Annotated in this window: 16 protein-coding genes; 9 read left to right on the top strand and 7 right to left on the bottom strand. The window is 67.6% G+C overall.

Annotation, left to right across the window (positions count from 1 at the left end; all coding sequences use genetic code 11):
* Nucleotides 1–252: 252 nt before the first annotated feature.
* Nucleotides 253–429, bottom strand: coding sequence for a hypothetical protein (locus FA743_RS20320; protein ID WP_169308856.1), 177 nt, complete (start codon nt 427–429; stop codon nt 253–255).
* A 295-nt stretch (nt 430–724) separates the two neighbouring features.
* Between FA743_RS20320 and FA743_RS11435 the strand changes: the two genes are divergently transcribed.
* The 3 genes from FA743_RS11435 to FA743_RS11425 are packed head-to-tail and all read left to right on the top strand — an operon-like array spanning nt 725 to nt 3,492.
* Entirely contained in the window at nt 725–1,213 is a 489-nt protein-coding gene (locus tag FA743_RS11435; protein WP_136886237.1) for a TRAP transporter small permease, read from the top strand.
* A 1-nt stretch (nt 1,214) separates the two neighbouring features.
* Nucleotides 1,215–2,495 carry a TRAP transporter large permease subunit gene (locus FA743_RS11430; protein ID WP_136886236.1) on the top strand — a complete coding sequence of 427 codons (1,281 nt, stop codon included), beginning with the start codon at nt 1,215–1,217 and terminating at the stop codon, nt 2,493–2,495.
* Between the two features lie 25 nt (nt 2,496–2,520).
* The gene (locus tag FA743_RS11425; RefSeq protein WP_136886235.1) at nt 2,521–3,492 is read left to right on the top strand and encodes a DctP family TRAP transporter solute-binding subunit; all 972 of its coding nucleotides are present in this window, start codon (nt 2,521–2,523) and stop codon (nt 3,490–3,492) included.
* Nucleotides 3,493–3,510: 18 nt separating this feature from the next.
* Here the strand turns inward: FA743_RS11425 and FA743_RS11420 are convergent, their stop codons facing one another.
* The 5 genes from FA743_RS11420 to FA743_RS11400 all read right to left on the bottom strand — a co-directional run bounded on the left by FA743_RS11420 (nt 3,511) and on the right by FA743_RS11400 (nt 6,900).
* Nucleotides 3,511–4,527: a LacI family DNA-binding transcriptional regulator gene (locus tag FA743_RS11420; protein WP_246054937.1), complete on the bottom strand. Its 1,017-nt coding sequence runs from the start codon at nt 4,525–4,527 to the stop codon at nt 3,511–3,513.
* A 75-nt stretch (nt 4,528–4,602) separates the two neighbouring features.
* Nucleotides 4,603–4,941: a hypothetical protein gene (locus FA743_RS11415; protein WP_136886233.1), complete on the bottom strand. Its 339-nt coding sequence runs from the start codon at nt 4,939–4,941 to the stop codon at nt 4,603–4,605.
* Entirely contained in the window at nt 4,938–5,828 is an 891-nt protein-coding gene (locus FA743_RS11410) for an NAD(P)-dependent oxidoreductase (RefSeq protein WP_136886232.1), read from the bottom strand. Before FA743_RS11410 ends, FA743_RS11415 begins: the two co-directional genes overlap by 4 nt.
* Complete coding sequence (locus FA743_RS11405) at nt 5,825–6,322, bottom strand: gluconokinase (protein WP_246054936.1); 498 nt, start codon at nt 6,320–6,322, stop codon at nt 5,825–5,827. The genes FA743_RS11410 and FA743_RS11405 overlap by 4 nt, the downstream gene beginning before the upstream one ends.
* Entirely contained in the window at nt 6,319–6,900 is a 582-nt protein-coding gene (locus FA743_RS11400) for an SDR family oxidoreductase (protein WP_246054942.1), read from the bottom strand. Before FA743_RS11400 ends, FA743_RS11405 begins: the two co-directional genes overlap by 4 nt.
* A 4-nt stretch (nt 6,901–6,904) precedes the next feature.
* Between FA743_RS11400 and FA743_RS11395 the strand changes: the two genes are divergently transcribed.
* Complete coding sequence (locus FA743_RS11395) at nt 6,905–7,579, top strand: NAD(P)-dependent oxidoreductase (RefSeq protein WP_246054935.1); 675 nt, start codon at nt 6,905–6,907, stop codon at nt 7,577–7,579.
* Nucleotides 7,579–8,607, top strand: a complete 1,029-nt coding sequence (locus FA743_RS11390) for an L-idonate 5-dehydrogenase (protein WP_136886231.1) — start codon at nt 7,579–7,581, stop codon at nt 8,605–8,607. The genes FA743_RS11395 and FA743_RS11390 overlap by 1 nt, the downstream gene beginning before the upstream one ends.
* 114 nt (nt 8,608–8,721) lie before the next feature.
* Here FA743_RS11390 and FA743_RS11385 read toward each other — a convergent pair whose 3' ends face one another.
* Nucleotides 8,722–9,417, bottom strand: coding sequence for a GntR family transcriptional regulator (locus FA743_RS11385; RefSeq protein WP_136886230.1), 696 nt, complete (start codon nt 9,415–9,417; stop codon nt 8,722–8,724).
* A gap of 147 nt (nt 9,418–9,564) precedes the next feature.
* Between FA743_RS11385 and FA743_RS11380 the strand changes: the two genes are divergently transcribed.
* From FA743_RS11380 to FA743_RS11365, 4 genes are all read left to right on the top strand, one after another.
* On the top strand, nt 9,565–10,518 hold the full coding sequence (locus tag FA743_RS11380; protein ID WP_136886229.1) for a sugar phosphate isomerase/epimerase family protein: 954 nt from the start codon (nt 9,565–9,567) through the stop codon (nt 10,516–10,518).
* Nucleotides 10,502–12,202, top strand: coding sequence for a dihydroxyacetone kinase family protein (locus FA743_RS11375; RefSeq protein ID WP_136886228.1), 1,701 nt, complete (start codon nt 10,502–10,504; stop codon nt 12,200–12,202). Before FA743_RS11380 ends, FA743_RS11375 begins: the two co-directional genes overlap by 17 nt.
* A gap of 60 nt (nt 12,203–12,262) precedes the next feature.
* Nucleotides 12,263–13,315, top strand: coding sequence for a 4-hydroxythreonine-4-phosphate dehydrogenase PdxA (locus FA743_RS11370; RefSeq protein ID WP_136886227.1), 1,053 nt, complete (start codon nt 12,263–12,265; stop codon nt 13,313–13,315).
* A gap of 64 nt (nt 13,316–13,379) precedes the next feature.
* Nucleotides 13,380–14,378, top strand: coding sequence for a Bug family tripartite tricarboxylate transporter substrate binding protein (locus FA743_RS11365; RefSeq protein WP_211242247.1), 999 nt, complete (start codon nt 13,380–13,382; stop codon nt 14,376–14,378).
* Nucleotides 14,379–14,441 lie beyond the last annotated feature (63 nt).

Here is a 14,441-nt window from a genome sequence, read left to right as displayed (position 1 = left end):
GCGACAGTCGTCAGACCAACTGGCGCCGGGCCAATCTGTCCAAGTACCGTGCTCATCTTGCCGTGCAACGTGCGCTCATGTCCGGCCATCTACAAAAGCAGCCTTGCGAGGTCTGCGGGGCGAGTGTCGCCGACGCCCACCACGATCGCTACGACCAGCCTCTCAATGTCCGCTGGCTGTGCCGGACCCATCACGTCAAGTTGCATCATTACGGCGAGGACAGGGTGCTCACAGACAAGGTGCTACGGAAAATTATTCACCGATCTTCTGTTCGGCCTCCGCCGCCGGGGCCCCACCGGCAACCACGATTTCGCCCGCCTCTGCGCCGATCTCGGCATCGAGCATCGCCTGGCCCCGCCCATGCGCGTGCAAACCAACGGCATGGTTGGACGCTTCAACGGCCGGATCGAGGACGCCCTGCAAAGTCACCGCATCCGCAGCAGCAGAATCTTGAACAGACCACCCTGCGCTACGTCCGCCTCTACAACGATCAGCTGCAGCGAACAGTGCTGATGAGCCGAACGCCGATCGACGCCCATAAGGGTGGGCAGAAACAAAGGCCGGAGCTGTTCAGGACGCGGGCTCACAATCAGGAGTGATGTGACACTCAACCGACCCATCATCGATGCCCTCCTGACGGAACCGCACTATTGACAGGCTGTATGGTAACGTTATCATAAATGCTGGGAGAGAGCCTGGTTGGGCTCGATGAGGGAGAGATTCGATGCGGGCTGCCATCGAGGCGCTTTGGCGCGCGATAGACATCATCATGGCCGTGCTGCTGGCGGGGATGATCGCGCTGGTGTTTCTGAACGTCGTGATGCGCTATGGCTTTTCCAGCGGGCTGCGCGTCACGATCGAGCTGTCGCGGCTGTGGTTCGTATGGGTCGTCATGCTGGGCACCGCCGTTGTGCTGCGACGGGGCGAGCATCTGCAGCTATCCGAATTCTCAGAGGCGCTGATGCCGCGCTTCGTGCCGATCCTGCGGCGGATCTGCTGGGCCATCGTGCTCGTTGCCGTCATGATGCTGTTCGTGGGCGCCTGGCGGCAGACGCTGGCCAACTGGAACAACATCTCTCAGTTGACCGGACTGCCCTCGGGCCTGCTGTATCTGTCGGGCGTCGTCTCGGCGGCGCTGATGGCGGCTATCGCTCTCGCGCGGATCTTCGGGCCCGACCACGGCCCCGCCGGCACAAACCCCGAGGTGCACTGACATGACGCTCTTCATCTTTCTGGGCGTGCTGTTCATCGGCATCCTGGCGGGCCTGCCTGTGGCCTTCGCGCTGCTGCTGTCGTCGATGGCGCTGATGGTGCACATGAACCTGTTCAGCGCCGATATCCTGGCGCAATCGCTGATCAACGGCGTGGACAGCTTTCCCCTGCTGGCGGTACCGTTCTTCCTGGTCGCCGGAGAGGTGATGTCGCGCGGCGGGTTGTCCACCCGCATCGTGGCGCTGGCCATGGCGCTGGTCGGGCACCGGCGGGGCGGTCTGGGCTATGTCGCGATCCTGACCGCCATCGTGCTGGCGGGGCTGTCGGGATCAGCGGTGGCCGATGCGGCAGCGTTGGTATCTATTCTGTACCCGATGATGCGCAAGGCTGGATACCCCGAAGGGCGAAGCCTTGGCTTGCTCGCCTCGGGCGGGATCATCGCGCCGATCATTCCGCCGTCGCTGCCGCTGATCCTGGTAGGGGTGGCCGGCAACATCTCGATCGCCAAGCTGTTTCTGGCGGGCATCGCGCCGGGTCTCATGATGGCGGCCGTGCTGGTCACCATCTGGACCATCATCATGCGCGGCGAGGAAATCGAGACCCTACCCAAGGCCAGTGGCGCCGAACGGTGGACGGCGCTGCGCGAAGGCATCTGGGCCCTGTTGCTGCCGGTCATCATCATCGGCGGCATCCGGTCCGGGGCGTTCACGCCCACCGAGGCTGCGGTGGTCGCCGCCGTCTATGCCATCGTCATCTCGACGCTTGTCTATCGCGAGCTGACGTTCCAGACCTTTGTCGAGGTGCTCATGCAGGCAGGCCGGTCCACCGCGATGGTCATGTTCCTTGTTGGTGCCGCGATGGTCGCCGCCTGGCTGATCACGGTGGCGCAATTGCCCCAGCAGCTGGCCACTCTCCTGCAGCCGCTGATCGACAGCCCGCGCCTTCTGATGCTGGTCATCATGCTTCTGGTGCTGGCGGTGGGCATGGTGATGGATTTGTCGCCGACGGTTCTGATCCTGGTGCCGCTGCTGATGCCGGTCGTGCGCATGGCGGGCATCGACGAGGTCTATTTCGGCCTCATGTTCATCCTGAACTGCTCCATCGGACTGATCACGCCTCCGGTGGGCACCGTCCTGAATGTGGTTTGCGGCGTGGGGCGTGTCCCCATGAGCCAGGCCGTGCGCGGGGTCGGGCCCTTCATCCTGGGGTATATCGTGCTGTTGGGGCTGTTCATCCTGTTTCCGCAACTGATCACCGTGCCCGCAGCCTTCATGGCGGGCTGACCTGACATCCTTGAGGGAGGATTCTATGACCACACTGTTCCGCACCACCTGCCTGGCCGCCGTCCTGTCCATTGCCGCGATGGCCGCCCAGGCACAGACCACCCTGCGTTTGGCCCATGCCGCCCCCGACACCGACCTGCAGCAGACGCTGGCCCTGTTCATGAAAGAACAGCTGGAGGAACGCAGCGGTGGCGAGATCACCGTCACGATCTTTCCGCAGGGCCAGCTGGGCAACGACACCGCGATGGTGGACGGCACGCGCTCGGGCATCATTGACATGGTGATGACCGGTCTGAACAACCTGACCGGCCTTGTCCCCGATGCAGGCGCGTTCGAACTGCCGTTCATCTTCCTAACCCGCGCGGACGCCTATGCCATCCTGGACGGCGAGGTGGGTCAGCAGATCAGCACCCAGTTCGAGGGGCACGGCTTGAAGATGCTGGGTTATCCCGAGAACGGCTATCGCAACATGACCAACAACAACGGACCGATCGTGGAGCCAGGCGACGTGGCCGGGCTGCAGATGCGGGTCAACAACTCGAAGGCATTGTCGGACATGTTCCAGCTGCTGGGCGCGACGCCCCAGCAGATCCCGGTGGCCGAGCTGTACACCGCGCTGGAAACCGGCGTGGTCGACGCGCAGGACCACCCGGTGGGCATCGTGCAGTCCTTCAAGTTTGAGGAGGTGCAAGACTACCTGTCCCTCACCCAGCACGCCTATTCGCCCCTCGCTCTCGCCATCAACCTGAACAAATTCGATGGCCTGCCCGAGGATCAGCAGGCGATGATCACCGAGGTCGCCGCCGAGGCCGTCCAGATGCAGCGCGGCCTGGCGGAGGAGCGTGAGGAGGAGATGCTGGCTGATCTGGAATCCAAGGGCATGCAGATCAACCGGGACGTGAACTCCGCTGCGTTCCAAGAGGCCGTGCGCCCGGTCTGGGACAGCTTCATCGCCGAGAACGGTGACGAGGTCGTCAACGCGATCACCGGCGAATAAGCCGGAGGACCGGTTGCCCTACGCCCCCGAACTGCTGGCCCGCGTCAGCAATTCGGGGGCGATGTGTATTGTGGCGGGCTGGGACAGTGTGCCGTCCAGCGCCTGCAGGATCAGGGATGCGGCATCGGACCCGATGCGGCGGGGAAACGGATTGATCGTGGTCAGCGGCGGCACGCAGATGGCCGCGATCTCGTAATCGCCAAAGCCTGCGATGGCCACCCGGCCCGGCACATCGACCCCCTGTCGCTGACATTCCGTCAACGCGCCGAACGCCGACAGGTCGGACACGCAGACGACCGCATCCGTATCGGGCAGGCGGGCCAGCAGATCGGCCATCGCTGCCGCCCCCTCGGCCATGGAAATCGGCGGCGGTCCTGCATCAATCAGGCGCGTGGTGTCCAGCCCGTGCCGTTGCATCGCAGCCACGAAGCCTCGCCGCCGGTCCGTGCCGCGTGTGTCGCGGGCGGCATCGCCCCCGATGAAGGCGATCCGCCTGCGCCCCTGGGCGACCAGATGGTCGACCAGCGTTCCCATGGCGGCGGCATTGGAGAAACCCACCACATGGCCGATGGGCCTGTCGGGCAGGTCCCAGATCTCGATCACCGGAATGGCGGCCTTGTCCAGCAGCGCGCGGCTGCGGTCGGTATGGGTACCGCCGGTGACGACCATCGCCTCAGGGCGACGCCGCAGCAGTTGCGCGATCAGCGTTTCCTCGGCCTGCACGTCGTAATCGGTATAGCCTAGCAGGATTTGCAGCCCTCGCGCGCGCAGACCATCCGACAGCCCGCGCACCGTATCGGCAAAGTTGGCGTTGTTGATCGAGGGAATGGTCACCGCCACGAAGTCCGACCGCTGCGAGCGCAGGGCGGATGCGGTGCTGTCGAAGACATAACCCAGATCCTCGGCCGCCTTCATCACCGCCGCCTGTGCTGCCTCGCTCACCGTGCCGTCGGCCTTGAAGGCGCGGCTCACGGTCATCGGCGACACCCCGGCCAGCCGGGCGATGTCGATCATGGTGGGGGCGCGGCGGGACACGGGCGGGGCTTTCCGAGGATGGTATCGATCCCGTCCACTAGGACAGGATCGATACGGTCAATTCAAGCCGCCAATTCAAGCGGTCAGATCGTGATCATGCGCGGCCGTGACGTGATGGTGTATGCGCCCCTCGAAATACTGCGCCAGGACCGCCTCGGTAGCGGCTTTGGCACGCGCGCGCACGGGGCTGGCCAGGGCGGCCTCGACCGTCTCCAGATCGGGATAGCTGATCGCCAGGATCATCGGGATCTCTGGCGCGCCCTCGTCGCGGGATTGAGCAAAGTTGACGCGCACGGCCAGCGCGCCGGGGAAAGCGTTCCATTCCGGCAGGACGTGAGACAGGATCGCCTGACGAAAGGCGTCCTGCTGGCCATCATGGATACGGCCCTCGAACAGGGCGAAACGGGTGATCATCGGCTGGCCTCCTTGGCAAGCGGGTTGGGAAAGAACTCCATCAGCGCGGCCTGATCCTGACCGCCCAACCCTTGGGCGGTCAGCAGGCGATGCACCTCGGCGCACAGCGCGGTCAAGGGCATGGGAGTGTGGGACAGGCGTGCCAGATCCTGCGCGCCATTCAAATCCTTGACCATGTTGTCGATCCGGCCCGTGGGGCGGTAATCGCGCGCGGCAAAGCGGGGCATGTATTCCTGCAGGATCGCGCTGTCAGCGCGACCGCCCGCCAGCGCGCCGGGAATGCGGGCGGCATCGACACCGGCCGCTTCGGCCAAAGCGGTCGCCTCGGCCACAGCCAGGAAGTTCAGTCCGCACAGGACCTGATTGATCAGCTTGGTCGTCTGGCCCGCCCCGGCATCGCCCATCCGCGTCTGGTTCGAAGCAATTTGCGCCAGCACCTGCTGCGCCTCGGCCACATCCGCCTCGGCGCCGCCCTGCATAAGGGTCAGATGGCCGGTCGCGGCCTTGGGCGCCCCGCCCGACAAGGGGCTGTCCACCCATCGCAACCCCAACTCCGCCGCGTCATGGGCGAGCGCTTGCGTCGCCGTGGGGTCGATTGAGGACATGTCAATGATCAGCGTGCCCGGCTCCGCTCCCTCGGCCACGCCGCCGGGGCCGAAGACTGCCGCGCGTACGATGCCGGGCGCGTTCAGCGACAGGATGACGGCCTGAGCCCCCTGCGCGGCCTCGGCGGCACTGCGGGTCGCGATGGCGCCAAGTGCGATCAGAGGCTCCATTGCCGCAGGGTTCATGTCGAAGACGCGCACGGTAGTGCCGGTTGACGCGAGCCGTGCGCCAATGGCGCCGCCCATGGCGCCAGCGCCGATTAGAGCGATGGTTAGGGTCATGTGGATTTTCCTTGCAGGGCTGCGGCGGCGGCCTCGACCAGCGTCTCCAGCGGTTGAGTGATGTCGAGGGGTATGGCTTCGTCCGCGGAAGGGACCTCCAGCGTGGCCAGCTGGCTGTCCAGCAGGGCAGACGGCATGTAATGCCCCGCGCGGCCCGCCATGCGGGCGGCGATGACGTCACGCAGGCCGGTCAGATGCAGGAAGCGGACAGGACCCCCCGCCCCGGCGCGCAGGCGGTCCCGATAGGCGCAGCGCAGGGCGGAACAGCCGATGATGACCGGCGCGCGGTCTTGCAGCATAGCAGCCACCCGGTCCAGCCAGGGCCAGCGGTCCTCGTCGGTCAGGGGAATGCCCGCCGCCATCCTGGCCACGTTCGCCGCCGGATGCAGGCCGTCGCCGTCCAGATAGGGGATGCCCAACCGCGCGGACAGCGCTTGTCCGACGCTGGTCTTGCCGGTCCCGCTGACCCCCATGATCACGACGCGCAGGGTCACAGCGACGCCGTGATGCCGCCGTCGACATACAGCACGTGCCCGTTCACGAAGCTGGACGCGTCCGAGGCCAGGAACACGCAGGCGCCGACCAGCTCCTCGACCCGGCCCCACCGGCCGGCGGGGGTGCGCCTTTCCAGCCAGGTGGTGAATTCGGGATCGGCCACCAGCGCGGCGTTCAGCGGCGTGTCGAAATAGCCCGGCGCGATGGCGTTGCAGGTCAATCCGTGGCGCGCCCAATCGGTGGCCATGCCCTTGGTCAGGTTGCCCACCGCGCCCTTGGTCGCCGTGTAGGGCGCGATCGAGGGCCGCGCGAGGGCCGTCTGCACGCTGGCGATGTTGATGATCCGCCCCGCGCCGCGCCCGATCATGTGCCGCGCCACCGCCTGACCGACATTGAAGACCGAGGCCACGTTGGTCTGCAGCAGCTGCTGGAAGGCGTCCGCCGGAAACTCCTCCAGCGGCGCGCGGAACTGCATGCCGGCGTTGTTCACCAGGATGTCGATGGCGCCGTGCTCCGCCTCGAAGCCGTCCACGGCCGCGCGCACGCCCGCATGGTCGGCGTGTCGGGCGCGCGGCATCCGGGTGACGAACACGCCTGACGTGCTGACCGCGGATGTTGCCGACCTGGGGGTGGCGATGATGCTCGTGCAATCACGCGGCATGATCGGGGCCGAGCGGTGGGTCCGCGACGGGTCCTGGGCGGAAAAGGGTCTGTACCCGCTACAGCGCCGGATCTGGGGCAAGCGCGCGGGCATTCTAGGCCTCGGCCGGATCGGGTTCGAGGTCGCCAAGCGCTTGCAGGGCTTCGACATGCAGATCAGCTATGGCGAGGTCTCGCCCCGCGATCACGCTCATCCCGACTGGCAGTTTGTGGCCAACCCGGTGGCCTTGGCCGCGCAGTCCGACGTGCTCTTCGTAACGCTGGCCGCATCCGCCGCTACGCGCCATATCGTGCGCCGCGAGGTGATCGAGGCGCTTGGCCCCGAAGGTATGTTGGTCAACATCTCGCGCGCATCGAACATTGACGAAACTGCCTTGCTGGATGCGCTGGAGGCGGGCCGCCTTGGCTCTGCTGCGCTGGATGTGTTCGAGGGCGAACCGGCGCTGAACCCCCGCTTTCTGGCGCTGAAGAACGTGCTGCTGCAGCCGCACCACGCCTCGGGCACGTATGAGACACGGCAGGCCATGGGCCAGCTGCTGCGCGACAATCTGACGGCGCATTTCGCGGGCCAACCGCTGCCCACGGCGGTGCTGTGATGCGCGCACTTGTCATTCACGCCGCCCACGATCTGCGCATTGAGGATCGACCCGACCCGACCCCCGGCCCGGGCCAGCTGCTGCTGCGCCTGGCCGTGGGGGGGATCTGCGGGTCCGACCTGCATTACGTCAACCATGGCGGCTTCGGCGCGATCCGACTGAAGGAACCGATGATCCTGGGCCACGAAGTCTCTGCCCATGTAAAGGCTTTGGGTGAAGGCGTGACCGGGTTCGCGCCCGGCCAGCTGGTCGCCGTGTCGCCGTCGCGGCCCTGCGGGGATTGCCGGTTCTGCCATAAAGGACTGCCGAACCATTGCTTGAACATGCGGTTCTATGGCTCGGCGATGCCGTTCCCGCATGTGCAGGGCGCATTTAGGGAATTGCTGGTGGCGGATGCCGCGCAATGCGTGGACGCGACCGGGCTGACGCCGGGACAGGCGGCCATGGCCGAACCACTGGCGGTCACCCTGCATGCTACCAAGCGCGCGGGCGACATGCTGGGCGCGCGGGTGCTGGTGACAGGCTGCGGACCGATCGGCCTGCTGTCAATCCTGTCGGCGCAGCGCGCGGGGGCGGCTGAGGTCTTGGCCGCAGAGCTGTCGGACTACACGCTGGATCTCGCCCGCCGAGTCGGTGCGGCTCAGGTTGTGAACCTCAAGACCGATCCCGACGGTCTGGCGGGCTTTGCCGCCGACAAGGGCCATTTCGACGTACTTTACGAATGCACCGGGGCGCAGCCCGCGCTGGTGGCGGGGATCGCTGCGATGCGCCCCCGCGGTATCGTGCTGCAACTGGGGCTGGGCGGCGACATGAGTCTGCCGATGATGATGCTGACTGCGAAGGAACTGGATCTGCGTGGCAGCTTCCGCTTCCACGAAGAGTTGGCCACCGGGGTCGCCCTGATGCGGCAAGGCCTGATCGACGTGTCCCCGCTGATCAGCCACACCCTGCCACTGGACCGCGCGGCCGAGGGGTTCGCTTTGGCCTCGGATCGGAGCCGTGCCATGAAGGTGCAGATCGCCTTCTAAACGAGAGTTGGGCGCAGGAGGTCGGACTTGTCGCTAAACTCTGGCGATTGATGAGGCACTGATCGCTATGACGAAACGGAAGCTCGGTGCACCCGCGGCGAGCTTCATCGCCCGTCAGTCGACCTCGGGCGCCCCGGGAATGTCGTGGCGCACGCGGTCCCAGGCCAGACGCAGATGGCGACCCAGGATCTCGGTCAGGCGGGGGGCGTCGCGCGCCTCGAGGGCGGCGATCATCTCCTCGTGCTCGGTGACGGCACTGGCCCATTTCTCGGCCCCCTCGTGGCCGATGAAGCGGACCCTCTTCAGGCGGGTCTGCAGGCGCGCATGCACGTCCGACAGCGCCTCGTTCCGGGCCAGAGCCACGATGCCGGTATGGATCGCCTGGTTGACCTTGTAATAGGCCAGCCGGTCGCGCCGCGCGTAATGGGCCAGCATGTCGTCATGCAGGTTGCGGATGCGGGCGATACCCGCGTCGTCGGCCAACTGGCAGGCCAGCGCGCCCGCCTGCTGCTCCAGCATGCGCACGACCTCCAGCATGTCGCGGACCTCCTTGGCGCCGAAGGTCTTGACCACGGCGCCGCGGCTTGGGATCAACTCGACCAGACCCTCGCTGGCCAGATACTTAATTGCCTCGCGCAGGGGGGTGCGCGACACGCCCAGTTGCAGGCCGATCTGCCCTTCGTTCAGGCGCGCGCCGGGAGGCAGGTGCCCCTCGATGATCATGTCGCGCAGCCGGTTCAGGATGGCCTCGTGCAGGGGCAGGCGCTCGATGCGCTGTTCGCCCTGATCCGACATATCAAGATGATCCATGTGTCCCGCCTCCGACTGCCGTTCCCTCCGGCTAAGGCCGCGCCCTCCACAAGTCAATCTTGTTCATTGTCTTCTGTATACAGAATTATTGATGCGGTCGCGAGGCCATGCTAGCAATCGACAGGGAGATGATTCGGGGAGGGATCGATGACCACGATGCGCTGGAGCGCCCAGGACTGGCCGATCGCGGCGGCGATGATCCCGTTTCCGGGACAGCGCCCCGACGGCACGATCCTGCAGGATGCCGCCCCCGAGGTCTGGGCCCGCGACTTGCGCGCCGTGGCATTGGCGGGTTTCGACGCGGTCGATCCGACGGATGGCTGGCTGCGGATCGCCGACCTGACGCCCGACCGCCGGGCGGCGTTCATGGCGATCTGTGCGGATCTGGGCCTGTCGGTGCCAGCCCTCTCGACCGCGCGGCGCAGCGTCATCGATCCCGAGCGGGGGGCCGAGTATCTCGACTACGCGCATCGGGTCATCGACTGCGCGGCGGACCTGGGCATCGGGCATGTCAGCTTCGGCCTGTTCGGCCCGCTGACGGCGGCGCAGCGCGCCGCCCTGTGGTTCTGGACCGAGGCGGGCATGCAGAACCCCGACGACCCCGAGACCCGGGCGCTGGCCGTCACCCGCATCCGCGATCTGGGCCGCCATGCGCAGACCGCCGGCGTGCGGATCGCGCTGGAGATGTACGAGGACACCTATCTGGGCACCGCGCGCGAGGCCGTGCGCTTTGTCACCGACGTGGATCATCCGTCCGTGCAGCTGAATGTCGATATCGGCAATCTGATCCGCCTGCACCGCCCCGTCGAGCCCTGGGCCGAGATGATCGCGCTGTGCGCACCTCATGCCGGATATTGGCACGTCAAGAACTACTACCGGATGGAGGGCGCGGGGGGCACCGTGATGACCCATCCCGCGCCCCTGCTGGGCGGCACCATCGACTGGCGCGCCGCCATTGACCAGGCGCTGGACCTGGGCTTCGACAGCCCATTCCTGGTCGAGCATTATGGCGGGGACGGCCTGTCCGTCTGTGCCGAGAACCGTGATTACATCCGCCGCATCTTGGCGCAGAGGGAGGCCCGCGATGACATCCGTCCTTGACCGTCCCGAGGATTTCGCGGCCAGCGCCCTGTCCGGGTTCTGTGCGGCCTATCCCGGTCATGTGGTTTCCGTGCCCCATGGCGCGCTGCGCGCCGGGGCGGTGCCTCCGGGCAAGGTCGCCGTCGTCGTGGGCGGCGGGTCCGGGCATTACCCGGCCTTTCTGGGCTATGTCGGCACGGGTCTTGCGGATGCGGCGGTGGCGGGCGACGTCTTCGCCTCGCCCTCGACCAGCGCGATCGCCAGCGTGGCACGGGCGGCAGAGGCGGGGGGCGGCGTGATCCTGGGGTTCGGGAATTACGCGGGCGACGTGCTGAACTTTGGTGCGGCGGCCGAGCGTCTGCGCGCCGAGGGGATCGACGCGCGAATCCTGGCCGTGACCGATGACATCGCCAGCGCCGGTCCCGGTGATCGGGCCCGCCGCCGGGGGGTCGCGGGCGATCTGCTGGTCTTCAAGATCGCCGGTGCCGCCGCCGAGGCGGGTCTTGATCTGGACGCGGTGATGGATGTCGCCCTGCGCGCCAACAGCCGCACGATGTCCTTCGGGATGGCGTTCGACGGCTGCACCCTGCCGGGCCACGGAGCCCCGCTGTTCACCGTGCCCGCGGGGCAGGTGGCCCTGGGCCTGGGCATCCACGGAGAGCCCGGCATCCGCACCCAGCCTCTGGTGCCCGCCGCCGAACTGGCGCGGTTGCTGCTGGAGCCGTTGCTGGCGGAACGTCCGGCAGGCCAGGATGGCCGGGTCGCGGTGGTGCTGAACGGTCTGGGTCGCACCAAATACGAGGAACTGTTCGTCCTGTGGCATCACCTGACCGGGATGCTGAAGGATCACGGCCTGACCCCCGTCGCCCCCGAGATCGGCGAGTTCGTGACCAGCCTGGACATGGAGGGATGCTCCCTGTCGATCCTGTGGCTGGATGACGAACTCGAGGCCCTGTGGACCGCTCCTGCCGACACGCCGGCCTTTCGGCGCGGCTCGTCGGGTCAGGTCGCACCGCATCGGGGTGCCGTGCGCGTGGCCGATGCTGCTGCTGCCGTCCCGCAAGCCTCGGCAGCGGGGCGGGCGGCGGCGCCCTGCATCGCCCGGGTCATCGCGCGGCTGGCCGACGTGCTGGCCGGGGCCGAGGGCGAGCTGGGCCGCATCGACGCCATCGCGGGCGACGGCGATCACGGCCAAGGCATGGCGCGCGGTTCCGCCGCCGCAGCCGATGCGGCGCGGCAGGCGGTCGATGCAGGGGCAGGGCCGGGGACCGTCCTGGCGCTGGCCGGCGATGCCTGGGCGGATCGGGCGGGCGGCACGTCCGGCGCGCTGTGGGGCGTGGCCCTGCGGGCTTGGGGTCAGGTTCTGGGCGACGACGCGGCCCCCGATGCGGCTCGCGTGGCGCAGGGCGCGCGGGCGGCGCTGACGGCCGTCACGCGCTTGGGTGGCGCACAACCGGGCGACAAGACCCTGGTCGATGCCTTCGTCCCGCTGGTTGAGGCGCTGCAGACCACGGACGCACCCCTGGCGCAGGCCTGGAGCCGGGGGGCGCAGGCCGCGACGGACGCGGCAGATGCCACCGCCCATCTGACCCCGCGCCTTGGCCGCGCGCGGCCCTTGGCCGAACGCAGCATCGGCCATCCCGATGCGGGGGCCGTGTCGCTGGCGCTCTGCGCCCGGACCGTGGCCGAAGTGCTGGCCGATTGATTTTTCGCGCGGGCGCCGTCGCGCCCCCGCCTGACCCATGTTTCGACAGGAGGACTGCCCATGCGCATCGCGCTCGCCATCGGGGATGCCGGGGGCGTCGGCCCCGAACTGGCCGCCAAATTGCTGACCCATCCGGAGATGGCTGCCCATGACGTGATCGTCGCGGGCTGCGCCACGACGCTGGCGATGGGCGCGCGCCATGCGGGGGTCCGGCTGGACCTGCCGGTGATCCGCGCCGACCAGGTCGGTCCCGGCATGGCGGGGGGCCATGTGCTGCTGGATCTGGCCAATTGCCCCGCCGACCGCGTGGTTCTGGGCCAGTCCGACCCGGCAACCGGGGCGGCAAGCCTGCAGAACTTTGCCTGCGTGCTGCAGATGGCTCATGCGGGCATCGCGGACGCGGCGATGTTCACACCCTTCAACAAGCATTCGATGCGCCTGGCCCGTCCCGCTTATGTCGACGAGATCGGGTTCATCAACGCCATCCTGGACACCACCCGGAGCGGCCGCGAATTCAACGTGCTGGACGAGGTCTGGAACGCCCGCGTCACCAGCCACATCCCGCTGCGCGAGGTCGCGGCGGCAATGAACACCGACCGCATCCTGGCCAGCCTGCGCCTGACGGCCGAGGTGATGGCCGGCGCGGGCAAGCCCGGCGCGCGGATCGGCGTCGCGGCCCTGAACCCCCATGCGGGCGACGGCGGCAATTTCGGCCACGAGGATGACGAAATCCTGGCCCCCGCCGTGGCCGCCGCCCGGGCCGAGGGGATCGACGCCACCGGCCCGATCCCCTCCGACACCGTCTTCGTGCGCGCGGTGCGCGGCGAATTCGACGCGGTGCTGACCATGTATCACGATCAGGGCCAGATCGCGATGAAGCTGATGGGCTTCGACCGGGGCGTCACGCTGATCGCGGGCTACGGCTTTCCGATCGTGACCCCGGCACATGGCTCGGCCTTCGACATCGCGGGGCAGGGACGCGCCGATATGGGCGCCACGCTGATGGCCGCGCGCCTTGGTGTTGATCTGGCCCGCCTGAACCCCGATCGCGGTCCGGCGCGTGCGCTGCCCGCAGGCTGGGCGGATACCCATGCCACCATGGCTGCCCTGTAAGGGGCCGCCATAGCACACCCCCGCGCCATGCGGCGCGGGTCAACCTTGAGGGAGGAGACCCAAGATGACCCTGAAATCCGCACTGATCGCCGCCACCGCCATCGGCACCGCCGGCCCCGCTTTGGCCGAATGGGCGCCCACGCGCCCGATCGAATTCGTCGTCGCATCCGGCGCGGGCGGCGGCACCGACAACTTCGCCCGCACCATCCAGTCCGCGATGACCCGCAACGAGATCGTGGACCGCAACATGGTCGTGCTGAACAAGGGCGGCGGTTCGGGTGCCGAGGCGTTTCTCTATGCCCGCCAGAACGCCGCCGATCCGCACAAGCTGATCTTCGGCACCAATAACGTCTATCTGCTGCCGCATGTGGCGCAGCTGGCCTATTCCGCCGAGGATCTGCAGCCGGTCGCCGCGCTGGCGCTGGATGAATTCCTGATCTGGGTCAAGGCCGACGCGCCGTGGCAGACGCCGATGGAGCTGATCGAGGCCGCGATGGCCGAACCCGGCAGCATCGTGTTCGGCGGCAGCCAGTCCAAGGACACCGACGAGACGCTGGTCGCCCTGATCGAACAGACCACCGGGGCGGATTTCAAATACATCCCCTTCAACGGCGGCGGAGAGGTCGGCGTGCAGCTGGCCGGGGGCCATGTCGCGGCCAATGTCAACAACCCCAACGAGAATATCGGCCAGTGGCAGGCCGGCGCGATCCGACCGCTATGCGTGTTCTCGCCCGAGCGGATGGCGGAATCCGAGCCGGTCAGCGGCGACATGGGATGGCATGACATCCCCACCTGCGTCGAGCAGGGGCTGGACATCGAACGCTATCAGATGCCGCGCACGGTCTGGCTGCCCGCCGGGACCGAGCCCGAGGTGGTGGCGTATTATGAGGACATCCTGACCCAGGTGGCGGCGACCGCCGAATGGCAGGATTACCTGTCCAAGACCTCGCAGACCGCCGCCGCGCTGACCGGGGACGAGCTGACCGCCTTCATCGCGGAAAACGAGGCGGCGACCGTCACGGTGTTCGAGGCCGAGGGCTGGACCACCGCCGCCGCGCAGTGATGCCACGGGGCCACCCGGGCCGCAGCCCGGGTGGCACCTGTCACGACAACTCAAGGGGGGAGG

It is taken from the genome of Paracoccus gahaiensis (genome assembly GCF_005048225.1).
Lineage (GTDB): Bacteria > Pseudomonadota > Alphaproteobacteria > Rhodobacterales > Rhodobacteraceae > Paracoccus > Paracoccus gahaiensis.
Note: the sequence above shows the minus strand (reverse complement) of the source record. Positions and strands in the feature narration are given on the sequence as shown.